General features: G+C 55.1%; 12 protein-coding genes and 4 pseudogenes. 5 read left to right on the top strand and 11 right to left on the bottom strand.

Annotated features, from left to right (window positions below; all coding sequences use genetic code 11):
- Positions 1 to 172: 172 nt before the first annotated feature.
- From FCH32_RS04350 to FCH32_RS04305, 9 genes and pseudogenes are all read right to left on the bottom strand, one after another.
- Positions 173 to 391 carry a hypothetical protein gene (locus FCH32_RS04350; RefSeq protein ID WP_174360560.1) on the bottom strand — a complete coding sequence of 73 codons (219 nt, stop codon included), beginning with the start codon at positions 389 to 391 and terminating at the stop codon, positions 173 to 175.
- A pseudogene (locus FCH32_RS04345) lies at positions 388 to 1059 on the bottom strand (VENN motif pre-toxin domain-containing protein); the annotation flags it as partial. The pseudogene FCH32_RS04345 and the gene FCH32_RS04350, both read right to left, overlap by 4 nt.
- 238 nt (positions 1060 to 1297) lie before the next feature.
- Positions 1298 to 1914, bottom strand: a pseudogene (locus tag FCH32_RS23415) (VENN motif pre-toxin domain-containing protein); the annotation flags it as partial.
- 253 nt (positions 1915 to 2167) lie between these two features.
- A pseudogene (locus FCH32_RS04330) lies at positions 2168 to 2839 on the bottom strand (hypothetical protein); the annotation flags it as partial.
- A gap of 12 nt (positions 2840 to 2851) precedes the next feature.
- Positions 2852 to 3094, bottom strand: a complete 243-nt coding sequence (locus FCH32_RS04325) for a hypothetical protein (RefSeq protein WP_174360558.1) — start codon at positions 3092 to 3094, stop codon at positions 2852 to 2854.
- Positions 3087 to 3751 (bottom strand): annotated as a pseudogene (locus FCH32_RS04320) (VENN motif pre-toxin domain-containing protein); the annotation flags it as partial. The pseudogene FCH32_RS04320 and the gene FCH32_RS04325, both read right to left, overlap by 8 nt.
- Positions 3752 to 3946: 195 nt before the next feature.
- The gene (locus FCH32_RS04315; protein ID WP_146717465.1) at positions 3947 to 4183 is read right to left on the bottom strand and encodes a hypothetical protein; all 237 of its coding nucleotides are present in this window, start codon (positions 4181 to 4183) and stop codon (positions 3947 to 3949) included.
- A 5-nt stretch (positions 4184 to 4188) separates the two neighbouring features.
- Positions 4189 to 13899 carry a hemagglutinin repeat-containing protein gene (locus FCH32_RS04310; RefSeq protein WP_174360557.1) on the bottom strand — a complete coding sequence of 3237 codons (9711 nt, stop codon included), beginning with the start codon at positions 13897 to 13899 and terminating at the stop codon, positions 4189 to 4191.
- Between the two features lie 12 nt (positions 13900 to 13911).
- Positions 13912 to 15531: a ShlB/FhaC/HecB family hemolysin secretion/activation protein gene (locus tag FCH32_RS04305; RefSeq protein ID WP_115259306.1), complete on the bottom strand. Its 1620-nt coding sequence runs from the start codon at positions 15529 to 15531 to the stop codon at positions 13912 to 13914.
- A 343-nt stretch (positions 15532 to 15874) separates the two neighbouring features.
- Here FCH32_RS04305 and FCH32_RS04300 point away from each other — a divergent pair, with 343 nt between their 5' ends.
- Both FCH32_RS04300 and FCH32_RS04295 read left to right on the top strand, forming a co-directional pair.
- Positions 15875 to 16651: an MBL fold metallo-hydrolase gene (locus FCH32_RS04300; RefSeq protein ID WP_174360556.1), complete on the top strand. Its 777-nt coding sequence runs from the start codon at positions 15875 to 15877 to the stop codon at positions 16649 to 16651.
- Between the two features lie 18 nt (positions 16652 to 16669).
- Positions 16670 to 17623, top strand: coding sequence for a GlxA family transcriptional regulator (locus FCH32_RS04295; protein ID WP_115259309.1), 954 nt, complete (start codon positions 16670 to 16672; stop codon positions 17621 to 17623).
- Between the two features lie 6 nt (positions 17624 to 17629).
- On the opposite strand, the gene FCH32_RS04290 is transcribed toward FCH32_RS04295, so the two are convergent.
- Positions 17630 to 18238 carry a class I SAM-dependent DNA methyltransferase gene (locus FCH32_RS04290; RefSeq protein WP_137362700.1) on the bottom strand — a complete coding sequence of 203 codons (609 nt, stop codon included), beginning with the start codon at positions 18236 to 18238 and terminating at the stop codon, positions 17630 to 17632.
- A 174-nt stretch (positions 18239 to 18412) separates the two neighbouring features.
- Here FCH32_RS04290 and FCH32_RS04285 point away from each other — a divergent pair, with 174 nt between their 5' ends.
- The 3 genes from FCH32_RS04285 (at position 18413) to FCH32_RS04275 (ending at position 24026) form a co-directional block, all read left to right on the top strand.
- A complete protein-coding gene (locus FCH32_RS04285; protein ID WP_174360555.1) occupies positions 18413 to 19483 on the top strand; it encodes a LacI family DNA-binding transcriptional regulator in 1071 nt (356 codons plus the stop codon).
- Between the two features lie 154 nt (positions 19484 to 19637).
- Complete coding sequence (locus tag FCH32_RS04280; RefSeq protein WP_174360554.1) at positions 19638 to 22715, top strand: beta-galactosidase; 3078 nt, start codon at positions 19638 to 19640, stop codon at positions 22713 to 22715.
- 57 nt (positions 22716 to 22772) lie between these two features.
- Entirely contained in the window at positions 22773 to 24026 is a 1254-nt protein-coding gene (locus tag FCH32_RS04275) for an MFS transporter (protein WP_117342077.1), read from the top strand.
- A 67-nt stretch (positions 24027 to 24093) separates the two neighbouring features.
- On the opposite strand, the gene prpE is transcribed toward FCH32_RS04275, so the two are convergent.
- Entirely contained in the window at positions 24094 to 25980 is a 1887-nt protein-coding gene (gene prpE, locus FCH32_RS04270) for a propionate--CoA ligase (RefSeq protein ID WP_174360553.1), read from the bottom strand.
- Between the last annotated feature and the right edge of the window lie 35 nt (positions 25981 to 26015).

Genomic DNA, 26015 nt, shown 5'->3' with positions numbered 1-26015 from the left:
GAATATCCCTGAAACCCAGCGTCCCGGCTGTTTTTATCCGCCGTCGCCCGCTAACAGCCCCTTCTGCTCCTGCACCGAGGCGTAATTTCTCAATCAGCATTGTACTGGCACTGAGTCATTTCCTGAGCACGGGATTTGTTTTGAGCAACACTCAGCGTATTATTCTCCACGATTAAAATCCTTTAATCTTAAAAAGACGACATAAAACGATCCCAATGCCAATAATAAATCCACCGCCACCACCTACTTTTAGATTATGCAGGACTTCAGGCAAAGAAAAATCGAAGCTACCCCGTATGAAATAATCAGTAATAAGTAATGAAAAATAAGCCAGTTCAGCCATGATAATCCCCGCAACTACAGAGAAGATAAAAAAGAGAACATTAATCATTTATCTCCCTCTCCCACAGAGCCCGTAGGTTTTTCTATACCTTTGCCTGTTATTTCAGAGAAGAATGAGCCACCAAAATCACCAAAAGAACCAGGAACACGGCTAGGGGATATTTCCTTCGAAATCCCAAAATCACCTTTTACTTCAGTATACTTCTGAAGTGTCGGGTTAAATTTCGGATCCCAGCCACCTTTCCACCAGTTTGCCCCGGCATTAACACTCCATGAAAGTCCTTTACCAATGCCATAACCGATACCAGAACCGGCACCATTAATAATCGCCCCAGACAGTGGATCTTTGTTGTCAATCCAGTTACCAAATGCACCACCCGCCGCATTCCAGCCTACCGTTCCCACCACACGATTCCCCATACTGAACACATTCACCCAGCCAGCCACTACCGCGCTGGAAGGGTCAACCGAACCATCCGCCAGGTAGCCAATTCCAGCATTTGCCCCCGCGCCCAGTCCCCACATCGCCTGGGCACTGCCAGGAAACAGAGCCACTGTACTTGTTGCCAGCGCCAGCCCTACCGCATCACGCTCATTTATCGCTTCCTGACAGGCGGCTCCACCAGGATTATCCGAACAACTCGCCATATCTATCCCATGCTGACATATCCATGCTGCCTGAGCATCCTCACTCCCGCCCATCAGGTTATTCTCAACAACTAAATTTAATTGTTACGCCAATGTAAAAACCAACTTACTGCATTACATAAGAATGAGCAATATCCACCAATTTTCAAAGCATTTAATACATCACTATAAGAGAATAAAAAACGACCTCCAATCAAATAATAGGAAATCACTCTCAAGAGAAAAAATATTGATATTGTTGTAATAAACACACAAATAAACCATAACAGAAAAGACATAAGAAATCGCAATGGAGGATGAAATGATTTCATTTTTTCTGCTCCTGTTGATTTTTAATTTGCTCCTGAAGAATAACACCTGCGCCTTCAGAACCAACAGAAGAACCAATATTCCCAGAAATTTCTGGAGCTGGGTTTAGTGATAAAGGTTTGCTAATACCTTTACCTATATCGACCCATTCCCAGTTTTTCCAACCCGGGTTAATTATATTCTCTAATGGTCGTTGGATAATTTTTCCTACGCCATACCCTATTGCGGATCCCCCGCCATTAATAATCGCCCCAGACAGTGGATCTTTGTTGTCAATCCAGTTACCAAATGCACCACCCGCCGCATTCCAGCCTACCGTTCCCACCACACGATTCCCCATACTGAACACATTCACCCAGCCACTACCGCGCTGGAAGGGTCAACCGAACCATCAGCCAGGTAGCCAATTCCTGCATTTGCCCCCGCGCCAAGTCCCCACATCGCCTGAGCACTGCCAGGAAGCAGAGCCACTGTACCTGTTGCCAGCGCCAGCCCTACCGCATTACGCTCATTTATCGCTTTCTGACAGGCGGCTCCGCCAGGGTTATCCGAACAGCTCGCCATATCGATACCATGCTGACGTATCCATGCCGCCTGCGCATCCTCACTCCCGCCATCAGGTTATTCTCCGCAACATGTCAGAACCCCTTAACTTTCATGATATGCAACAAACCAATACCCAAGCCTAAGACCGCCCCTCCATACACACTCATTTTTAACAGTCTAGAGAACTGAAAAACTTCAAATGATATTGAGGTATTCAAATAAAAGTACATGAATATCTCCAGAAGAAGATAAAAAATCGAACCAACTATAAATAAACCAAATATGCATACAGCCACTAATAAGACAACAATAAGGAGATTCTTCATTTCCCAGCCTCCATTGTATTTTTCTTTTTCTGGATAATGGAACTGCCAAACTCAGATGATAAACTACCACCCGCATTACCCACAGCACCCGGAATCATACTCGGTACCATTTCTTTAGATAGACCTAACTGCCCTTTAACTTCAGTATATTTTAGTAGAGTAGGATCGAATTTAGGATTCCACCCACTGGTTATCCATTTACCAATTGTATTTGCAACAGGCTTCACCACATAATTGCCAACACCATCTCCAAACCCGGCTCCCGCTCCATTTGTTATCACCCCTGTAAGAGGATCATCTCCGTTTATCGCGTTGGTTAATGCTCCACCTGCCGCATTCCAGGCTATTGTCCCTTTCCAGCCCTGCCCCATGGTTATTACATTTATCCAGCCTGCTGCCACCGAGTTGACTGGGTTTATTTCACCGCTGTCAGCATACTGCATCCCAGCATTTGCCCCCGCGCCAAGTCCCCACATCGCCTGAGCACTGCCAGGAAGCAGAGCCACTGTACCTGTTGCCAGCGCCAGCCCTACCGCATCACGCTCATTTATCGCTTTCTGACAGGCGGCTCCACCAGGATTATCCGAACAACTCGCCATATCTATCCCATGCTGACGTATCCATGCTGCCTGAGCATCCTCACTCCCGCCCATCAGGATATTCGTCACAACAAACAGCTATTAAAACCCTTTTAATCCTAAACACCTGGCTATAACACATCCAACACCGATAAATGAGCCAATCACACACCCCATGAATAAAACACGGCTTACACCATTCCATGTAATGTTCAACTTTCCTGTAACTATCCACTGAAAAATAGAGAAAAGGATATCTATACAAAGAAAAGAAAGGATAATTGATAAAAATGCGATCAAAAAAATAACCGATAAATCAGTTAAACTTGTCTGCCGATTACTCATTTTTTTCTCCCTGAATATGGGATTCGATTCTTTTACTCTCATATTCAGATGCGAAAGAAGCTGCTACATCACCAGCAATGCCAGGAATTTGGCTTGGTGTAATTTTCTTCGAAATCCCAAAATCACCTTTTACTTCAGTATACTTCTGAAGTGTCGGGTTAAATTTCGGATCCCAACCTCCTTTCCACCTGTTTGCCCCAGCATTAACTCCCCATGAGAGCCCTTTACCAATGCCATAGCCGATACCAGAACCAGCACCATTGATAAGCGCACCAGACAGAGGGTCTTTGTTGTCTATCCAGTTACCCAGCGCACCACCCGCCGCATTCCAGCCTACCGTTCCCACCACACAATTTCCCATACTGAACACATTCACCCAGCCAGCCACTACCGCACTGGAAGGGTCAACCGAACCATCCGCCAGGTAGCCAATTCCTGCATTTGCCCCCGCGCCCAGTCCCCACATCGCCAGGGCACTGCCAGGAAACAGAGCCACTGTACCTGTTGCCAGCGCCAGCCCTACCGCATCACGCTCATCTATCGCTTCCTGACAGGCGGCTCCACCAGGATTATCGAACAACTCGCCATATCTATCCCATGCTGACGTATCCATGCTGCCTGCGCATCCTCACTCCCACCCATCAGGTTATTCTCCGCAACAACTCTTTCCGACGTAAGCTGCTGCGATGACCCCGATTTTCTCCTGCACTTTCAGTGACTTACAACCGGTTTTCCCTGCTGTACATCTGACGCAGCAACATTTTTTCCAGATACGCCTTTCCACCTAGACACACTATCGCATGGAAAAGAACCCTCCGGGTAAATAGTTAGATTCCACGTAACACGCAGAAATTAACCGATCAATTCTTCTTTCGTCTGTTCTAAAATTTTTAAAAAATCGTCAACAGGAAATTTCATAACTACAGTTTCAGCCAAAATTCGGCTATCAGAAAAAAACTCTATTTCAATTGAATCAACCCCTTTATCTTTGTTCAACTGACATAGAATTTGCCCTTTATAAGATATTTCCGCTGTCAGTTCCTCATAACGAGAGTCACTAAAAAAATCCACTTCAAATCCGTCATTCATGCGCCTTACCTTCTTGGATCTAAGAAACCAGAAAACGAGCCATCAGAGTTATAGCGAATACCTTGACCACTTGGTAGACGATATTCCACGCCACCACGAGATAACTCTGTTCTGACAGTACCTGGATTACTCAATACATCACTAACAAACTTACTCGCAGATTCATTTTTTTGAGCCACATTTCCTTTTAAAGGTTCAAACGTTCCACCCTCTCTGCCAGCATGCTTTTCCCAGGCTCTTGCTGCAGCAGACATACCTTGCCCGTTAATTGGTTTATTTGCTGATGAAATAAGACTATCTTTCGCAGTGAGGCTGGCTTTACCATTTTTAGCAACTCCACCGCCGCCTTTCAGTAACTCTCCGTCAGCATCCTCAATCCCGATTTTCAGCATCGGGTTGATATCAAAGATATCAACTTTGTCTTTCTTACTCAGTGAGTTATTCTCAACCGCATTCTTCCCGGCCTGCGCGCCCGCTGCCGCAGACGACGTACTGTCTCCCGCCAGAGCGCCCGCCATTCCCGCGGACAGACTCGCCAGCATGCCGATGGTCTGCTTTTCCGCTTCGCTCAGCTCACTGACCCGCTTATCCGGGTACATCACCTCCATTATCGCTTTCGCCGCCAGCTCGCCCGTGACGGCCCCTGCCGCTCCCGCCGCCGCGCTGTTTCCCTGCATCGCCGCTGCCGCGCCACCCAGTATCGCATGCGCTATCAGCGCCGCATCATCGCTTAATCCCGAATCATGACCAATAATATTCGCCAGGTACGGGGCCGATGCCCCCGCCAGCGCCGCGCCGGCATCTCCACCCGCCAGCCCCTGAAGCGCTGCCGTCGCCGCCTGAATACCACGCTGAAAATCACTCCCTGTACCATATTCTGCCTGTGCATCACGCCAGGTCTGCGTCTCTTTCAGCTCTTCCGCCGTTTTATCCGGGTAAACCTTCCGCGCTTCCTCCAGCGCATTCAGCTCCCCCTGCGTCCGTGCGATATCTGCCGCCTGGCTGCCCATCTCCCCGATGAGGCTCACTTCCTGCAGCCGCTTCTGCTCTTTCTCTTTGTCAAAAATCGGGCTGATGCTGTCGTTCGCATGCTCCGTGTCACGGCTCAGACCCGCCACATCCTGCTGCTGATTCGCCGTGTCGCGAGCCGTTATCGTCCCTTCCGCTACCGCCGCCTGCGTCGTCCCGTCCGCATGACCGCTGTTGCCCCCGACCGTAACCATCCCGACCGGCATGTTGCCTTTGAACCCGCCGCCCGTGTCTCCACCGCCAGCGCTCACGCTGGCTCCCGCATGGCTGACCGTAAAGTCCGCTTCGTTATGAATATCCCTGAAACCCAGCGTCCCGGTGTCCAGACTGTTTTTATCCGCCGTCGCCGTCGAAGCGATTACCGCGCCGTCCAGCTGCGTGTGCCCGCCCACCGTCACGTCAAATCCACCGTCGCCGGCAAACAGCCCCGTCTGCTCCTGCACCGAGGCATAGTCGCTCTTCATCTGGTCCTGGCTGGCGCTGATATAGCCTGAGCCGGACATGCTGCCGTAGGTAAAGCTGCCCCCGGCCGCCGCGCTGCTCTGCTTCGACCGGTAGTCATTGCTGTCCTGGGCGCTGCTCATCCACAGGTCGCCACCGATGTCAGCCACCACGCTGTCACCGCTGACCTGCGCCCCGTTCAGGATGGCGTCACGCCCGCTGACCAGCGAAACCGTACCGCCGCTGTCCAGCGTGGTCTCCGTCCACGCCGTGCCGTTGCCCTTTTCACTGCCTTTTGCGCCGTTGACGTTGGCGAAGACGCTGATGCCGTAACTGTCTACGTTGACGCCGATACCGACGCCCACCCCGCCCCCGCTGCTGCTGTTTGTACCGGTCGTCTGCTGGGTGTTTGCCGCACCGCTCAGCACAATATCGTTCGCCGCCACCAGCGTGGTGTCCCCGCCCGCCTTTATCTGGCTGCCGCCGATCAGGATGTTGCCGCTGTTGCCGCTTTGGCCGCTGCCCGTCGCGGCGATAATCAGGTTATTCCCGGCATTCAGGGTACTGCCCGTCACGGTATCAGTCTGAACATGTTGTTCAGATTTGGCGCTCTGCGACGTCAGCGAGACGCTGATACCCAGCCCGCTGTCCGCTTTGTCGCTGGCCCGGGCAACCGCTGCCGCCTGCACCGCCTGCGCGCCAGAAAGCACCGCTTTGGTGGCCTGCAGCGCCGCCAGACGGTCATCGCTCTCCCCCTTCGCATCCTGTGAGGTTTGCACCGCGCTGTTTACTGCGCTGCCTGCTGCACCTGACAGCGCCACCGTCAAGCCGCTGCTCTTCTGCTCAAACGTCTCATCGCGGGTACATTTGTCATGGCCGGGCTCAATCACCACGCTGTCGCCGAGCACGGCAATATCTTTCTGTGCGATGATATCCGCGCCGCCGATGTGCACCTGCTGACCGGCGGTAATGCTGACGTTGCCGCCGGTTGACCCGACCGTGCTGAAGCTCTCGCTCTGGGTGGTGCCCTGCTCGCGCAAATCATGCGTGGTTTTACTGCTGCCGATGGAAAAACCGATGCCGCCTGTTCCCATCACGCCGCTTTTTTTCGTTTCTTTAAATCGCCATGCGGTGTCGGTATTGGTTGCGGCAATAATATCGACGTTGTTTCCGGCACCGAGCGCCACATCGCCATCACCGACGACGGCTGAGCCCTGTACCAGAATGTTGTTCCCGGCAGCTACAGTCACATTGTCACCGCTCAGCAACGTGCCTTTTTCACGCGTGGCGCTGTCCTCCTCAATCGTGTGGGTGGTCTTTTTATTGAGGAATCCTTTTTTGGTTTTGGTGGTTTCTTCGTAGTGGTAGTCACTTTCCGTCGCCGTAATGAGATTCACATCCCGGCCCGCCGCTACGCCGATATCCCCCTGAGCAATCACATCGGTTGCCTGAGCATTCACATCGCGCCCGGCGATAATGACCGTGTCGCCACCGCTGGCAACTTCCGTTCCCTGCTGGCGCACGGACTCATTGATGATGGTTTTTTTCTTCGCGTGGTAACTGTCGCCTTCGGCCGTGGCCTCGGCCAGCAAATTGACATCGCGTCCGACCTGCAGACCCACATCATTTTCCGCCGCCAGGCCAGCAGCGTGGGCGTTAATATCCTGACCCGCGATCAGGACCAGGTTATCGCCCGCAGAAATAGTGGTGCGATCCAGTCCAGAACGGTGCGATTCACTGCCCCCGTCGCGGCTGTTCTCAAGCGTGGTGGCCGCATTCAGGTTGAGATCGTTACCCGCAGTCAGCACCGCACTACCGCCAGCGTTCACGTCGCTTGCCGTCAGGTTGAGATTATTCCCGGCATTGATGCCAAGGTCCCCTCCTGCGCTGATGCTGCTTCCCTGCCAGCCTTGTGATGAACGGCTGGTCTCGTCAGTCCAGCGTCCGGCATGGCTCTGCGCATCGTTAATGTGATTCGCATTCACCGCAATATCTCCCGCGGCATTCATCTGCAGTGAATCGCCCGCCGAAAGCGTTGCGCCCGTGACGGTGATATTCTTGCCTGCCGAGAGCGACAGCCCATCCTGTGCGGTAATCGACGCCGTCGTGCCCAGCAGCGTGTCTTTAAAACTCACATTGCCGTATTTATCCCACGCATTGATGTCTATCTGCTCCACCTGCGTCAGGTTATTAATGCTGCCGTCGAGACTTGCCAGCTGAACCGTTTTTCCGCTAATAGCGGCGCTGATGTTATTGATATCACCAATAGCGCTCAGGTCGAGGTTGCCCCCGGCCTGCATCAGGCCATTGTTGAGATTGTTAATGCTATTCTGGCTATCGAGGGTCAGGGTGTTATTCGCCAGCAGCGTACTGCCGGTGTTAGTGATAGTGCCGCCTGCCAGTTGGACATTATTTCCAGAGATGACGCTCCCGTTATTGACGGTGATATCCTTCGGCGACAGATAGAGCTTCGGTATCATCACCGTTTCACCGTTGACGGTCGCCGCTTCCCACCACAGCATGCTCTGCTCAAGAGAGGCAATTTGCTCCGCCGTCAGGGCCACGCCAAATTTCAGCCCCAGCGACTGCTGTGCGCTGGCGGCGCTATCCATCAGATAACGCATTTGATCCAGATCGGAACCTATACCGTTGATATAACGGCTTCCTGTCTGATTCAGCATCGCATTACTGACGTAACGGGTATCGAACGCCGCGTCACCGAGAAAACGGTAATCGTATTCCGGATTCAGGTTGAGACGGTCCAGCATATACGCCGATCCGAGGAACTGATTTTGATCGGTATAGGCGCTGTTGGTTTCACGTGGGGCATCGCCAGGCGTAATCCCCAGCAGTACGTTCAACTCGGCAAACAGAGCCGGATCCAACTGCCCCAGGCCGTTAAGCTTAGGATTAATGTTGATCAGGTACGGGCTTTGCGGATCGTCAGAGACAACAAAGTAGCCGTTTTGACCAAAAGGCAATGGATACGCGCTAGTATCCACCGCTTCCCCCTGATTAATCTGGCTGTTCTTATCGGTAGAGACGGTGTCCAGCGTTGTATCCGCGACATTCCCGGCATCCAGCGTGCCACCGTTAATCTGCTGCAGGGCATCTTGCAGTTGATCGTTCCACTGCGGCGAATTAACGCTAACCGCTTCACTATCTGCCAGTGTCTGCTTTTGCACCCCGGCGTCGATGGTCTGGTTACTGAGAGTATTCAGGGTTGGGGTAACGAGGGTATTTATCGCCCCACCCGCACTCGGGGTGGTTGTGGTATTGCTGATATCCTGCGAAAAATTAGCCAGAATTGTTCCGCCAGACTGAATAACAGCGCGGTATGCCGTTCCTCCAGAGGTTTCCTCCCGGTCATTACCCTGAGCGATATAGTGAATCAGGCCGCTATTATATCTATCCGCGTCTACCGAAGCGGCAGGGGTCTCCCAGGTAAAACCTGATTGCTCAGCAACATACGTCCGATAACGGGTGATCGTCCCGTCAGTCCAGGACTGATTTTGCAGGGTTGAACCGGAAAGGGACATATCCCCGCCCGCAAGCAACGTGCTGGCATTATTTTCCAGATGATCTGCCTGGATTACCATCCCGCGCGCGGCACTGATGCGCCCGGCACCGCCGTTTGCGGAGACTGAAAGGGTAGAACGTGAAATAGCGATCTCTTTCGCAGGGCTGTTTTTCATCGCCAGGGGTATTGCGACATCGCTACAGTTTGGGCCTGCGCCGTGCCCTGGGCTACCGCCTCCGCTGCAGGATCGACTAACAACATAGCCGTAGTCAGTTCCCAGAATAAGTTCTGACAGAGGAATGTCGGCATATCCCTCATTCAGCCATGCATACTGTTGTGTCAGATCTTCAGTGTTACCATTACTTACCACCAGCCCGTCCCTCTGGTTCAGAAGATGTCCGGTTTTAATCGTGATATCGCCGCTCTGCGTCTCGATGGTGCCGGAGGTGTTGATGACCTCGCGGTTGGCATTTCCCGCCGCATCTTTCTGCATCCACAGGCTGTTGCCCGCAAGAATATCGCCGCGCTGATTGGTGATAGAGTCGGCATACAGCGCCATGTTATTTGCCGCATACAGCAGCGCCGTGTTGATGATCGCCCCCGGTGTATTGAGCGTGAGCGTTCCGCGCGTGCCGGTAAAACCGTCTACGGTAATAGTGTCGCGACTGGTGACCATGATGTCACCCCCACCCTGTACCGTTCCGGCGGCATTAAGCGCCACGTTGCTGCCGCTGAGGCTGCTCGTACCGCTGCCGGTGGTAATTTGCCCATTGTTGCTCAACTGCCCGCCCGCGGTCAGGTTTACCACCTGCCCCTGCATGACATTGCGGTTGTCGATGGCACCCTCGCTGTTAACAGTGAGCGTGTTGCCCGCAGCAAGCGTACTGTTGGCGGTGAACGCATTCACCAGTTTCAGCGTCAGATTACCCAGCGCAACCACCTGCCCGAAGGCGTCCAGAGATTGGCTATTGAGAGTCAAATCGCCACCGCTGAACAGTTTGCCAGCCGTATTCTGGCTCACCCGATCGGCATTAACGGTCAGTTGGGTCGTTCCTAACACCGTACCGTTATTGGTCAACTGCTGGTAATTGAGCGTCAGTTGTCCCGCCTGCGTCGTCCCCTGGTTAGTGAACTGACTGCCCGTCAGCGTTGCGCTGTCGGCAAGCCAGTTCCCGTTGTTGGTGGCCATTGCCGCATTCAGAATGAGATTTGTCGCCTGTAGCCAGCCCGCGCCGGAATACTGCGGCGTGGTGAGTCTCAACTCGGCGCCGGAAAGCAGCTGCCCCTCGTTCAGCGCTCGGGTTGTGGCGTTAAGACGCGTGTTGCCGCCGCCCTGAATCACGCCGTAGTTAAACAGTACGGGCGTGGCAATCGTCAGTCCCTGACGGCTGACAATTTCACCACCAGCCAGGTTCGTCAGGTCACCGCTCAGCGCCAGCGTGGCGTCATTATCCCCCTGCAGGCGTCCGCCATTGGTTAACGCTCCGGACGTTATGTTCAGCGTCGTCCCCTGAATGCTGCCCGCGTTAGCCACCGATGCCGCATTGAGATCCAATGCGCCGCCGGTGAGCATGCTGCCCGACGCCTGTTGGCTGACCGCGCCATTCATGGCTAACGTCAGGCCATTGACCCCGCTGATTGCCCCGGCGTTATCCAGCGTTGTTCCGTTTAACGTCAAATAACTCGCCGCCCATTGCCCGTTATTCGTCAGGGATAGCGCCTGTAGCGTGGCATTGCCGAGGGCGGTGACTTTGCTGCCCTCGGCAGAAGTGAGATTTTTGACGAGCATAAGCTGTAGCGCGTCTGCGCTTTGGATTGCTCCGCTATTAATCAGCGACTGCGCATTGAGCAGAATCGACTGCCCCTGCCACGTTCCTGCGTTGGTCACATCACCGGACGTCACTTTCAGCATTCCCTGGGTTAGCAGCGACCCGCCCGCCGCATTCATCAGTTCCTGCTGCGGGGCTGCCACCGTCAGGCTTTGCAGACCAATCAATACGCCCTGGTTATGAATACGATCCTGGCTTAGCGTCAGGGTATTTCCCTGTACCACCCCAGTATTTGTAAGCTGCTGACCATCAAGCGTAATGTCACTTTCACTGAGGATGTTTCCGGCATTATTCAACTGCTGTGCAGCTAACGACATGGCTCCCTGACTCATCAAGCCGCCCGGCAGGGCAAATCTGTTACTGATGTCAGCCGTCAGCGCACCAAGGCTGACCAACGAACCCGCGTGCTGCCAGTTATCAGACGTCACCGCGACCTGTTGTCCCTGTAACGTACCTTGCGTAATCATCGTACCGACATCAACGGTCAGCGCGCCGCCGCTCAGCGTCAGAGACGTCGTGCCCGTGCTAAGCGTATCGCCGCGTAAAGCCAGTCCGTTCGCCCCCTGCCACAAGCCATTGTTGCGCAGCGTCGTTGCCGCAAGCATGAGCGAATCCCCCACGATACGCCCGGCGCTGATCAGGTCGTTTGCGGTGAGCGAGAGTCCGCCGCCGCTTTGAATTTGTCCGACGTTGGTCAGTTGCCCGGTCAGTATCCCTTCCAGGCCACCTAACCCGTTGAGCACACCGCTGTTATTCAGCGCATCGGCTGCCAATGTAAGGGTATTCCCCTGCATCACCCCGGCGTGCTCTACCGTACCCGCGTTCACCGTCAGCGCATTACCGGTTAGCCATTGCCCCGTCGTCTCCGTCGTCAGAGCACCCGCAGAAATCAATGCGCTGTCATTCCCCTGAACCAGACCACCGTTCTGAACAGTGTTTCCTTCGAGAGTGATAGTATTCGCCACCAGCATGCCGCTATTTTCCAGCGTTTGCGCCGTGAGTTGCGCACTCTGGTGCGCGAGCAGACGCCCAGAATTATTTACCGCGTCGCGCAATTGCAGCTCAAGCGTGTCGGCCTGAATGTCGCCAGCGTTAATCAACTGAAGACCACCAAGGCGCAGATCGCCATCGGTAGCAATAATCCCGTCGTTAGTCAGGTACGGAATATCCAGCGCCAGAGCGGTAAGGCTGTAGATCGTACCGCCGCTCAGGTTTTGCAGATTATCAGTATGCAAAGCCAACGCCGCGTTACCCTGCAGCAGGCCGCTGTTAGCAATATGCTGGCTGTCGAGACTGAGGTTGTCTGCCAACAGCGTGCCGTTTTGAGTGATTGTTTGCGCCACGTTCAGGTTCATCTGCGTGGCACTCGATTTTCCGTCATGGGTGAGGGTGTTTGCCATCACGGTCAGGTCATTTTTCGCCGCGTGGGTGCCGTTCAGATTTACCGTCTCGGCTTGCAGGGCGATATTCTTCCCACTTTGCACCTGAGCATCCGTGGCTGTAGAGATACGCTGGCCTTTAATCGTCAGCGTATCTGCCGCATTGAGCTGACCACTAAGATCAACATCACGCGTGGCGGCAATATCCAGCGATTTCCCCTGCATCACACCGCTGTTGGTCACGCTGCCGCCCTGAATACGGGAAGCATCCCCCGCACTCCATTGGCCGCTGTTACTCAGCGAATCCGCCTTCACACTCAGCTGTTTTCCGGCAGTGACCGTTCCCTGCGTGGCAACATGATTGCGCCCGGTCAGCGAAACATTTCCAGCGGCATCTATTTGCGCCGCACGCTGCTGGGCTATATCGCCGGCCGTCAGCACAATATCCTGACCCGCAGTAAGCGCGCCGCCATTCTGCACCAGCGTTCCTTGCGCAGTAAGCTGCAGGTTTTTATCACTGACCAGGGCGCTATCAGTCAGGGCGATAGCACCCTGACTGGTGATGGATAAATTATCCCCCGCTTTATGATCGCCAGAAAGCGCAACCTCTTGCCCTTTCATGGAAACAGCCCCACTGGCCAGGCTGGACTTAACGGTTAATTTTCCATTTGCATCAAGCGTGATATCACCCTGACGGGCGTTCAGATTCCCGAGGTTGACCCCCAAACCTTTCTCGCTGGAAACCAGACGGATCCGGTTGGCATACATTCCGCCTAGCGCACCGGTATCTACCGCGATTTTCGGTACATCCCCTTCGCCTTGCAGTTGACTCACCTGCCCCTTCGCCGTTATGCGGTTAGCTCCGGCTATCACACTGAGATTTTTTGCATGCAGTGCCGCGTTAATTTCCGTGGCGCGGGCAATAATCGACACCGCATCGCTCTGGCTACCATCCAGCCCTTTGCCTTCGATGGTAATGCTGCCTTTGCTTACATCCAGCGACTGCAGATTACCGTTAGCATCTAACACCGGTTTACCGGTAGTCAGGGTGGCGTTAGGCGTGTTGATAAATCCGCACCCGTTACAGGTAATGCCATAAGGGTTGGCGACCATGACGTTGGCGGCTTTCCCCGCTACTTCGGTATAGCCCTGGAGCTGTGAACGGCTATTCCCGGTAACTTCGTTGATGATCCCTGTCGCTTCTTTTCCTGAACGCAGGTTCGGGTTGTTCTGGATAATGCCGCCAAGCTGGGTCTGATTTAATTGCCCGGTGGCGTTGTTAAGAATCAGCCCCTCTTTTCCCACGTTGTAGTCGTTATATTTGTTGTGTGAAATCCCGGACGCGTTCGGCGTAGCGATGTTCACTACCGGAACACCGTTGGCCGCCTTATCCATTTGCGTATTGCCGACAGGGGTGATGGTGGCGGCAATGGCCGGAAACAGCGGCTGCGTGGCCAACAGGGCGCTCAATACCCCACTAAGTACACGCTGAGAGAAACGAATCTGATCCTTTGTCATTATCCTGCTTCCTTAAAATGCCACGGCCACGCGGTAATAAATATTGAGATGATCCGGTGCCAGCCAGTCCGGGTACTTCACCGGCGTTCCAACGGTAAACTGACTGGAGAACCAGCGCCCTGAACTGGTTAATCCCAGCGCAGCGCCCCACAACGTGCCGGAGGCATAGCTATCAACGCCATCCTGTTTCAGCCAGCCGCCGTCGAATGCCGCCATCGCGCCAATCTGCCCAAATACCGGCAGCGTAAAGAGCGAATAATTCACTTCGTTGCGCCAGTAACCGCCGTTGTCCCCGGAAATGTATTGTTCTTTAAAGCCACGTACTGACGTTTCACCGCCCAGCGTCAGGCGCTCGCTGCCATAAAGGCGGTCCGGTGACCACTGAAAATAGACGCTGCTCAGCCACCACAGATTCTCTGTCAATGGGCGTTGAAAGCTGCCGCTAGCGCTCCATTTGCGAAATTCGGCCTTCGGGACATCACCCTGTTTATTATTGTCATTCTCTGCGCCAAACCACGGCACACCCTGGGTAAACGTGGGGTTAAGCGTGGCAACGCCGGAGGCGATTTTTTGCGTATGGTTGATACCCAGCGAAATACTGGAAAGCTTGCGGCTACTGGTTTCCAGCAGGACATCATTCAATTTGTTACGGTTAATTCGATGCGTCAGGCCCAGCGCTGCCGCGGTTTTGATATCACCATTGCGAAACAGCCCCCAGGTGCCGGTCAGACGATGGGTTTCGCTGTCGCCAGTTGAACGCCAGGCATAGCCATTGTTATCAATGGTGCTGAGGTAATTACTCCAGCTGTAGTTGTAATCAAATAGCCCGTAGCCGTAAGGAATGCTCACGCCCGCGGCAACGTTCTGCGCATCTTTACTGCTGGAAAAATCGCTGCTGCGTCCACCGCTGATAAACCATTTATCCGCCAGGCCGAACGGGTTATTGGCAAATAACGCCCCGCTCAGTTGCCCCGTTCCGGTACTCTTTTGCCCGCTGTTATCAAAACTGACTGAGCCAGTAAGCGGCGATTCAGGCGCAGCCGTCAGGTTTACTATCGAGAAGCCTTGTTGGCTGCCAGGTAAAATTTCTATTTCAACCGGCGTCTGGCGAACCCGGTTCAATTGCTCCATACCCTGTTCAATATCGCGCAGATTGAGAATCTTTCCTTCCAGCCCAGGAAAGGTCATTTTCAGCGTGCGTGACGGGACACCTTCGAGACGAATCTCCTGCAATTTTCCCTCAAGTACCGTAATGCGCAGCACACCGGAGGAGAGATCCTGCTCGGTTAAAAAAGCACGGCTGGTGATAAAACCGCGGCTGATGTACCAGTCAGAAATCGCGTTCGTCAGCGCCGTCAGGCGAGCGATGTCCAGACACTGATTTACCCACGGTGCGGTTAGTTTTCTGGCGGCTTTGGGTGATAACTGGCTTGCGCCCTCAATATCGATACGAGAGGTCGTAAAACAGGCCCCAGAGGGCGTGGCAGGAAGCGTTGCTTTTTCCGATTGAGGGAGGACAACGCTACGGCCTAACTCTTCGCGCTGACGCTGGTTCTCATCAAGTAATTGCTGCTGCTGTTGCTGAACTGAACTGCGATCGGCAGGTGATAAAGGCGCTGCGTGCCCCGTCATGGTCAATGACAGAGCCCACCCTGACAGTAAAAAAGTAATCCCGACGTCCCTGATCTTCACCCGCAGCCCCACTTTCCATAACCCATCATGGCTGTTAAAAAATGAGCAAACTAGGTTAAAAGGCACAAAATGTAAATAAATGACACAGTGATATTCAGTTTGTAACCGTTTTCCTATTGCTTTTTAGGAAAAGTGCCCAGCTTAAATATCAAGTTTTCACCTGGAGGGCTTTATTTTCCCAGCGATTGGCCCAATCCCATCGCTAGTCGCCCATTTGCCCACATTCATCTTCTGGACAACACTCCAGGATGACACCACTGACCCAACACGTGGAGCAAACACCATGAACATCACGCAAATCCGTAATGCCACACTGCACATCACCTTTGGCGGCAAGACCTTCCTCGTTGATCCAATGCTGGCCCCGAAAGGTGCGTATCCGGGTTTTGCCGGAACGGCGCGCGCAGAGATCCGCAATCCGACCGTGGAGCTGCCCGTTGACATCGACACCCTGCTTAACGTCGATGCGCTGATCGTCACCCATCTGCATGAAGATCACTGGGATGAGGTTGCCGCGCGCGTTGTGCCGAAAGACAAGCCGATCTACGTACAAAATGATCAGGATGCGCAGGTGCTGCGAGGACAGGGGTTCACCCAACTGAGCGTATTGACAGAAAATACCGCGCTGGGGGACATCACCCTGCGTAAAACCGGCGGCCAGCACGGGTCGGATCGCGCCTACGCCGTGCCGCAAATGGCAGAACGCCTGGGTGACGCCTGCGGAGTTATCTTCCAGCATGCAGCAGAAAAAACGCTGTATCTGGTTGGCGATACTATCTGGCGCGATGAGGTAGAGGCCAATATGCAGACCTTCCAGCCTGATGTCGTGGTACTGAACGCCGGTTTTGCCCACGTCATCGGCTTTGGGCCGATCATTATGGGCGCGGAAGATGTGCTAAAAACCCACTTTGTGCTGCCTGAAGCGCAGATTGTGGCGACCCATATGGAAGCCATTAACCACTGCCTGCTGACGCGCGCGGCGCTGAAAGAATATGCGTTCGACAACCAGATTGCGCAATTCGTCAACGTGCCGGAAGATGGGGAAACCCTGACCTTTTAATGCCAACAGAGGAATCGTATGCGCCCGCTTACCGTCGCCATTGTCGCCGTGGAAGATTTCAGCCCGTTTCATTTTTCGGTGCCGTGCATAATTTTCAGTGACAAAATGGCGGCGAAAAAGCGCTTTGAGGTGCAGATATGCGCCGAAAATCCCGGCATCGTCTCTTCGCAGGATGGCTTCTCCGTCACCGCCTCTCACGGTTATGAGGCGGTGACGGCAGCCGATATTGTGGTGGTCCCCTACTGGGGCACTACCGGGCATCGCCCGCCGCAGGGTCTGCTCAATGCCCTCAATTGCGCGCGGCAAAACGGCGCACAGATTGTCGGGCTGTGTCTGGGCGCGTTTGTCCTCGGCTACGCGGGCCTGTTAGACGGAAAGCGGGCCGCGACGCACTGGGAATTTGAGCAAGATTTTCAGACGCGCTTCCCGGCGGCGCGTCTGGATATCAACGCCCTGTACGTTGATGACGACGGTATTATTACCTCGGCAGGTACCGCCGCCGCACTGGATTGCTGCTTGTACGTCATTCGCCAGCACTTTGGCAGCACGGTAGCGAACCAGATTGCCCGACGGATGATTGTGCCACCGCACCGCGAAGGGGGACAGGCGCAGTTTATTGAGCAGCCGGTGGCGAAAAATACCCAGGATCAGCGCATTAACACCCTGCTCGATTATTTACGCCAGCACCTCCATGAGCAGCATAACCTCGACACGCTGGCGCAGCGGGTGATGATGAGCCGTCGCACCCTAACCCGCCATTTTATGAAGGCCACCGGGTCAAGCGTGGCCGAATGGCTTATTACCGAGCGCCTGCGACGCAGCCAGGAGCTGCTGGAGTCCAGTTCGTTACCCGTCGAACGTATTGCTGAACAGGTCGGTTTTCTCTCTCCGGTCACCTGGCGCCAGCATTTTAAAGCCCACTTCGGCGTCAGCCCGGCTGAATGGCGCAAGACCTTCCGCGGCGCAGCGTAAACAGGCTCAGCCTCTTTTTTGCGCCAGCCACACCGTATGCCCGGTGCACTGTGGGTCTTCCATGATCACGTCAATGACCTCAAAGCCGTGCGCGGACAACAATGCACGGTACTCATCGGGCGCCAGGCTTGCATGAAACAGCGGCTCACCTTCAAATTGCCCCATTGCGATGCCGTTTCCGGTACCGCTGGTGAACATCAGCGCGCTGCCGGGATGACTGAGCTGGTCAAAGATCGGAAACATCCTGTGTTGGTCCTGCTGGGGTAAATGGAAAAAGCTGTCCCACGCAATCAGGCCATCAAAGGTGCCATCAAGCGCGAGCTCACGCATATCCTGCTCCAGCCAGCACTGGTCGGGAAAAGATTGCCGGGCGCGCGCCAGCATCGCCGCGGAACCATCCACTCCTGTTAGGTGAAAACCTTGCCGGATAAAATACCCGGCAATCGGCTGACCATTCCCACAGCCGATATCCACAATACTGCCCTTCCCGCCCAGTACCGCGATGAACTTATCCAGCCACGGTTTCTCAAACAGCGTGCGTGAACGCTGGCTGGCAAAGGCATCAGCATGGCGTCGGTAGATAGACAGAATGTTCTGGGCCGCAGAGTCGCTCACGATTTCCTCACTGTTTTACTCGTTCTGCCATCATGTTAAGCATAAAGACGCCATGCCCGCTATCACGCGTCACTGGCCCTGGAATGCGCCTCGCAGAACCCAACCACAAATACGCCAAAACCCTACGTGCTGTGGCATGATAGCGCGTAGATAACGTAATGAAGGGTGAAGAATGTGAAACCGGTAACGCTATACGATGTGGCAGACCATGCAGGTGTCTCTTACCAGACCGTCTCGCGCGTCGTGAATCAGGCCAGCCACGTTTCCGCCAAAACCCGTCAGAAAGTTGAGGCCGCGATGGCGGAGCTCAATTACATCCCCAACCGCGTTGCCCAGCAGTTGGCCGGTAAACAAACGCCATTGATTGGCGTGGCGACGGCGAACCTTGCCCTGCACGCGCCCTCGCAAATCGTTGCGGCTATAAAATCCCGTGCCGACCAGTCCGGGGCCAGCGTGGTGATCGCCATGGTCGAGCGAAGCGGCGTAGACGCCTGCAAAGCAGCGGTGCATAACCTGCTCTCCCAGCGGGTGACCGGGCTTATCATCAACTATCCGCTGGATGAAGACGACGCAATTGCCGTCGCCGCCGCCTGCGGTACGGTACCGGTGCTGTTTCTGGACGTCTCTGACCAGTCGCCGGTTAACAGCGTGATTTTCTCCCATGATGACGGCGCACGCCTCGGCGTTGAGCACCTGGTCCAGCACGGGCATCAGCGTATCGCCCTGCTGGCCGGACCGCGCAGCTCAGTCTCGGCGCGGTTACGGCATGCGGGCTGGCATAAGTATCTGGCGCACTATCAGCAGCAACCCGTCGCGGAACTGGAAGGCGACTGGAGCGCAATGTCCGGCTTTACACAAACCATGCAGATGCTGAACGACGGCGTCATCCCGACCGCCATGCTGGTTGCCAACGATCAAATGGCGCTGGGCGCGATGCGGGCCATCAGCGAGTCCGGCCTGCGGGTGGCGACCGATATCTCGGTGATTGGCTACGACGATACCGAAGACAGCTCCTGTTATATCCCGCCACTCACGACCATCAAGCAGGATTTTCCGACGCTCGGGCAAACCAGCGTCGATAAACTGCTGCAGCTTTCACAGGGGGGTGAGAGCCTCGGCAATCAACTCCTGCCGGTGACGCTGGTCGAGCGTAAAACGGTGCTGCCCCCGAACAGACAACAGGCAACGCCGCAGGCGCTGGCGGAGTCGCTGATGCAGCTGGCACGTCAGGTTTCTCGGCTGTAACGTTTCCACAGCGAGCGCTCACATCTGCTATTACTGAGCTGAATTACTGTGAGTCAGCTCACTGATTACCTACCCCATCCTTTACAGGATAATCTCAATCCTCGTATGTTCAGTTAAATTGTGAGCGGATAACAAATTTACACAGGATACTGCCATGACCCTGAACACGGATTCACTCGCCGCCGTACTGGCACGTCGCGACTGGGAAAACCCCGGCGTCACTCAGCTTAATCGTCTTGAAGCGCACCCGCCGTTTTGCAGCTGGCGCTCTGCGCAGGACGCCCGTAACAACCACCATTCGGCACAGTTACAGTCGTTGAACGGCGAGTGGAAGTTTGCCTGGTTTGCCTCACCTGAAGCGGTGCCGGAAAGCTGGCTTGCGGGCGATTTGCCGCAGGCCGATAGCGTAACCGTACCGTCTAACTGGCAAATGGACGGTTACGATGCGCCGATCTACTCCAACATTACCTACCCGTTCCCGGTCAATCCGCCGCACGTTCCAACGGAGAATCCGACAGGATGTTACTCGCTCACATTCAAAGTGGATGCCGCGTGGCGACAGACGGGACAGACGCGTATTATTTTTGACGGCGTGAACTCAGCGTTTCATCTGTGGTGCAATGGCCGCTGGGTCGGCTACGGGCAGGACAGCCGCCTGCCGTCCGAGTTTGATCTCAGTGATTTCCTGAGCGACGGCGAAAACCGTCTGGCGGTGATGGTGCTGCGCTGGAGCGACGGCAGCTATCTGGAAGATCAGGACATGTGGCGCATGAGCGGTATCTTCCGCGACGTCTCGCTGCTGCATAAGCCGGACACGCAGATCCGCGACCTGCGTATCCACACCCGTTTTAACGATGATTTCAGCCGCGCGGTGCTGGAAGCCGACGTCAGAATGGCGGGCGAGCCGCGCGATGATTTACGTGTGACGCTGCAACTGTGGCAAGGCGATACGCTGACCGGTGAAGCCACTTCGCCTTTTGGTAGTGAGATTATTGATGAGCGCGGCGCGTATGCCGATCGCACCACTCTGCGCCTGAACGTTGAACGTCCGGCGCTGTGGAGCGCTGAAACCCCGAATCTGTACCGCGCGGTAGTGCTGCTACATACCGCCGACGGCACGTTGATTGAAGCCGAAGCCTGCGACGTTGGCTTCCGCCAGGTCAGCATTGAAAACGGTCTGCTGTTGCTCAATGGGCAGCCGCTGCTGATCCGCGGCGCCAACCGTCATGAACATCACCCACAAAACGGTCAGGTGATGGATGAAGAAACGATGGTGCAGGACATCGTCCTGATGAAGCAAAACAACTTTAACGCCGTGCGCTGCTCGCATTATCCAAACCATCCGTTGTGGTACACCCTGTGCGACCGCTACGGCCTGTACGTGGTGGATGAAGCCAATATCGAAACCCACGGCATGGTGCCGATGAACCGCCTGAGCGATGACCCCACCTGGCTACCGGCGATGAGCCAGCGCGTGACGCGCATGGTGCAGCGCGACCGCAACCATCCGAGCATTATTATCTGGTCACTGGGCAACGAATCCGGGCACGGCGTAAATCACGACGCTCTCTACCGCTGGCTGAAATCCGAAGACCCGTCCCGCCCGGTGCAGTATGAAGGCGGCGGGGCGGATACCGCTGCGACCGACATTATTTGCCCAATGTATGCCCGCGTTGACCAGGACCAACCCTTCCCGGCGGTACCGAAATGGTCTATCAAAAAATGGCTGTCGATGCCCGGCGAGCAGCGCCCGCTGATCCTCTGCGAATACGCCCACGCGATGGGGAACAGTCTCGGGGGTTACGCCAAATACTGGCAGGCATTCCGTCAGTATCCGCGTCTGCAGGGTGGGTTTGTCTGGGATTGGGTCGATCAGTCGCTGACAAAATATGACGACAACGGCAACCCGTGGTCAGCCTACGGCGGCGATTTTGGCGACACGCCGAATGACCGTCAGTTCTGCATGGACGGGCTGGTATTTGCCGATCGCACGCCGCATCCGTCGCTGTATGAAGCCAAACACGCGCAGCAGTTTTTCCAGTTTACGCTGTTGCCGGGCGACGAACGCCAGATTGAAGTGCGCAGCGAATACCTGTTCCGCCACAGCGATAACGAAATCCTGCACTGGTCTGTCGCCCAGGACGGCAATCTGCTGGCCACCGGCGAGGTCACGCTGGATATCGCCCCGCAGGGTTGTCAGCGGGTTACCCTGCCGGATCTCCCCATGCCGGACACCGCCGGTCAGCTGTGGCTGACCGTGCGCGTGGAACAACCTCAGGCCACCGCGTGGTCAGACGCCGGGCATATCAGCGCCTGGCAGCAATGGAAGCTGGAAGAGAAACTCAGCCTGACGCTCCCCCCACGCGCCAGCGCCGTGCCACAGCTCACCGTCAGTGACGATACATTCGCGGTGACCGTCAGCGATAAAGGTTGGGAATTCTGTCGTCAATCAGGATTGCTGACGCAATACTGGCTGGGCGGCGACGCGCAACTGTTAAGCCCGCTCATTGACCAGTTCACCCGCGCGCCGCTGGATAACGACATTGGCGTCAGCGAAGTGACGCGCATCGACCCTAACGCCTGGGTCGAACGCTGGAAAGCCGCCGGCCATTATCGCGCAGAACCTCAGCGGGTGTTGTGCGAAGCCGAATCCCTGTCGGAAAGCGTGCTGATTACCACCGCGCACGCCTGGCTGTATCAGGGCGAAACGCTGTTTATCAGCCGCAAGTCCTACCGTATCGACGGCCATGGCAAGATGCATATCACGGTGGATGTCGATGTCGCCAACGGAACGCCGCACCCGGCACGTATCGGCCTCAGCTGCCAACTGGCGCAGGTTGCCGAACGCGTAAACTGGTTAGGTCTCGGCCCGCATGAGAACTACCCGGATCGCCTGAGCGCGGCCTGTTTTGACCGTTGGGATCTGTCGCTGGATGAGATGTACACCCCTTACGTCTTCCCGAGCGAAAACGGCCTGCGCTGCGGTACGCGCGAGCTGCGCTACGGGGCACATCAGTGGTGTGGTGACTTCCAGTTCAACATCAGCCGCTACAGCCAAAAACAGTTAATGGAAACCAGCCATCGCCATCTGCTGTCGCCGGAGGCGGGAACCTGGCTCAATATTGACGGTTTCCATATGGGCGTCGGCGGGGATGATTCGTGGAGCCCTTCCGTTTCCCCGGAGTTTCTGCTGAGCGCAGGGCGTTATCACTACCAGGTTATCTGGGGCTAAACATAATAATAATGGGCAGGTTACGACCTGCCCTTATTTTGCCTGAGGAAGTCTATTATGTATTATTTAAAAAACACTAACTTCTGGATGTTCGGTTTTTTCTTCTTCTTTTACTTTTTTATTATGGGTGCTTATTTCCCTTTCTTCCCGATTTGGTTACATGATATCAACCATATCAGTAAAGGCGATACCGGCATTATCTTCGCCTGTATATCGCTGTTTTCGTTGCTGTTCCAACCGGTATTTGGTCTGCTATCTGATAAACTCGGCCTGCGTAAGCATCTGCTGTGGATAATCACTGGCATGCTGGTGATGTTTGCCCCGTTCTTTATTTACGTGTTTGGGCCATTATTACAGTTCAATATTTTAGTAGGCTCGATTGTCGGTGGCATCTACCTGGGCTTTATTTATAATGCCGGGGCGCCCGCGATTGAAGCTTATATTGAAAAAGTCAGTCGCCGCAGCAATTTTGAATTTGGCCGGGCGCGAATGTTTGGCTGCGTTGGCTGGGCATTGTGCGCATCCATTGTCGGCATTATGTTTACCATCAACAATGAATTTGTCTTCTGGCTGGGTTCTGGCTGTGCGGTAGTCCTCGCCCTGCTGCTGTTTTTCTCGCGCACCGATACCTCGTCATCAGCAGAGGTCGCCAATGCCGTCGGTGCAAACCACTCTGCCTTTAGCCTGAAGCTGGCGCTGGAATTATTTAAGCAGCCAAAGCTGTGGTTCCTGTCGCTGTACGTGGTTGGCGTGTCCTGCACCTACGATGTGTTTGACCAGCAGTTTGCCAATTTCTTCACCTCGTTCTTTGCAACCGGTGAACAAGGCACGCGGGTATTTGGCTATGTCACCACCATGGGGGAATTACTCAACGCCTCGATCATGTTCTTTGCGCCGTTGATCGTAAACCGTATTGGTGGGAAGAACGCTCTACTGCTGGCCGGGGCGATTATGTCGGTACGTATTATCGGCTCATCATTCGCCACCTCGGCGCTGGAGGTCATCATCCTCAAAACGCTGCATATGTTTGAAATCCCGTTCCTGATCGTCGGCTGTTTCAAATACATTACCAGCCAGTTTGAGGTACGGTTTTCTGCCACCATTTACCTCGTGTGCTTCTGTTTCTTCAAACAGCTGGCGATGATTTTCATGTCGGTGCTGGCGGGCAATATGTACGAAAGCATTGGCTTCCATGGCGCGTATCTGGTGCTGGGTATTATTGCGCTGACTTTTACGCTGATTTCGGTGTTCACACTGAGCGGGCCGGGGCCGTTGTCTCTGCTGCGTCGCCGGGAAAGCCCGGCGCTATAACGCGGGGTTTGAGAGGGTGTAATAACAAGCCCGGTAAGCATCGCGCTACCGGGCCGTTTAACGGGGATTATTCTTCGATTGCCTGGCGAATTTGCTGCAACGACGCGGGATCGTCGATGGTGGTCAGATCGCCGGGATCGCGGCCTTCACAGATCGCCTGGATCGTACGCCTTAGCATCTTGCCCGATCGCGTCTTCGGCAGTTGTGACACAAACCAGACATGTGCCGGACGGCCAAAGTTACCAATCTGGCTGTCCACCAGCGCCATAATCGCCTTCTCTTCTGAATGCGCAATGTCGCGGTCTTCCAGACTGTCACTCTGTTTAGGGATAACAAACGCCACCGCCACCTGCCCTTTCAGCGCATCTTTCACGCCGACCACCGCCACTTCCGCGACGTTCGGATAGCTGGAAATACTCTCCTCTATCTCACGGGTGCCCAGCCGGTGTCCGGCCACGTTTATCACATCATCGGTGCGGCCTAAGATGAAGTAATAGCCGTCTGCGTCGCGGATCCCCCAGTCGAAGGTGGCGTAAACCTGGCGGGAGAACAGCGACCAGTAGGTGTTCACAAACCGTTCGTCATCGCCCCATATGGTCTGAATACAGCCCGGTGGCAGCGGCCCTTCAATCACCAGCATACCCTTTTCGTTCGCTTCGCAGGGTTCACCGGTCACTTCGTTGAGCAACTGCACGTTGTAGCCATACATCGGCACACCGGGGCTGCCCAGACGCGACGGCCTGTCGTCCACGCCACGGGCAATTGCCATAATCGGCCAACCGGATTCAGTCTGCCAGTAGTTGTCGATCACCGGCACGCCCAGTGTTTGGGTTACCCAACTCGCAGTGGGTTCATCCAGCGGCTCGCCCGCCAGATACAGCACCTCCAGCGAGGAGAGATCGTGATTGCGGATCTGCGCGGTCGGGAACTTCTTCAGCACGCGAATGGCGGTCGGCGCTGAGAACATTCTGCTGACCTGATATTTTTCGACAATCTTCCACCACACACCGCAGTCCGGGTACGTCGGCAGCCCTTCGTACACCACCGTCGCCATCCCCGCCAGCAGCGGGGCATAAACGATGTAGGAGTGTCCGACCACCCAGCCGATATCCGAGGCACAGAAGAACACGCCGCCCGCTTTGCCGCCAAAGATGGTCTCCATCGACGTCGCCAGCGCCACCGCATAGCCGCCAACGTCACGCTGCACGCCCTTCGGCTTGCCGGTCGTGCCGGAAGTGTAAAGTATGCAGGAGGTTTCGTTCGACTCCAGCCACACCACCGGCACGCGCGCCCCGAGATGCTGCTGACGCAGCGCGGCAAAATCGAGATCGCGCCCCTCGACCCGCGCCATTCTCGCCAGCCCACGATCGACCAGTACCACGTGGTGCGGCTGATGCTGCGCCTGGTCAATAGCCTCATCGAGCAGCTTTTTATACGGCAGGATCTTGCCCCCGCGCGCCCCGGCATCCGCCGACACGATGACCTTCGGTCGGGCATCGTCGATTCGCGCCGCCACGCTGTGCGAGGCGAAGCCGCCGAACACCACCGAGTGGATCGCGCCAATGCGTGCACAGGCCAGCAGCGTAATGTGTGCCTCGGCGATCATCGGCATGTACACCAATACCCGATCGCCGCGCTGCACGCCTAGCGACAGCAGAATAGCGGCCGTCACGTTGACTTCGTCATACAGCTGACGAAAGGTAAACGTGCGCTCTTCTTCGGTTTCCGAGGAAACAGCAATCAGCGCCAGCGCATCGGGCTGCTTCTCCAGCCAACGGTCAATGGCGTTATGGCACAGATTGGTCGTCCCACCGCAAAACCAGCGCGCAAACGGCGGATGGCTATGGTCCAGCACCTGAGTAAACGGCTGCTGCCAGTCAATACGCTGGGCCTGCTCGGCCCAGAATGACTCAGGTTGAGTGATAGATCGTTGATAAAACTCGCTAAAAGACATAATGCTCTCCTGTTGAACTTACGCCTAATGAGTCA

The organism is Citrobacter gillenii (assembly GCF_013337685.1).
GTDB classification, from domain to species: Bacteria; Pseudomonadota; Gammaproteobacteria; order Enterobacterales; family Enterobacteriaceae; genus Citrobacter; species Citrobacter gillenii.
The sequence above is the reverse complement of the archived record's forward strand: the minus strand, read 5'-3'. Positions and strand labels throughout refer to the sequence as shown.

Bases quoted from the DNA above. Each gene is read 5' to 3' on its own strand.
- FCH32_RS04325 (WP_174360558.1), bottom strand. From the start codon at position 3,094: ATGAGTAATCGGCAGACAAGTTTAACTGATTTATCGGTTATTTTTTTG.
- FCH32_RS04315 (WP_146717465.1), bottom strand. From the start codon at position 4,183: ATGAATGACGGATTTGAAGTGGATTTTTTTAGTGACTCTCGTTATGAG.
- FCH32_RS04350 (WP_174360560.1), bottom strand. From the start codon at position 391: ATGATTAATGTTCTCTTTTTTATCTTCTCTGTAGTTGCGGGGATTATC.
- FCH32_RS04300 (WP_174360556.1), top strand. From the start codon at position 15,875: ATGAACATCACGCAAATCCGTAATGCCACACTGCACATCACCTTTGGC.
- prpE (WP_174360553.1), bottom strand. From the start codon at position 25,980: ATGTCTTTTAGCGAGTTTTATCAACGATCTATCACTCAACCTGAGTCA.
- FCH32_RS04305 (WP_115259306.1), bottom strand. From the start codon at position 15,531: ATGACGGGGCACGCAGCGCCTTTATCACCTGCCGATCGCAGTTCAGTT.
- FCH32_RS04280 (WP_174360554.1), top strand. From the start codon at position 19,638: ATGACCCTGAACACGGATTCACTCGCCGCCGTACTGGCACGTCGCGAC.
- FCH32_RS04295 (WP_115259309.1), top strand. From the start codon at position 16,670: ATGCGCCCGCTTACCGTCGCCATTGTCGCCGTGGAAGATTTCAGCCCG.
- FCH32_RS04310 (WP_174360557.1), bottom strand. From the start codon at position 13,899: ATGACAAAGGATCAGATTCGTTTCTCTCAGCGTGTACTTAGTGGGGTA.
- FCH32_RS04275 (WP_117342077.1), top strand. From the start codon at position 22,773: ATGTATTATTTAAAAAACACTAACTTCTGGATGTTCGGTTTTTTCTTC.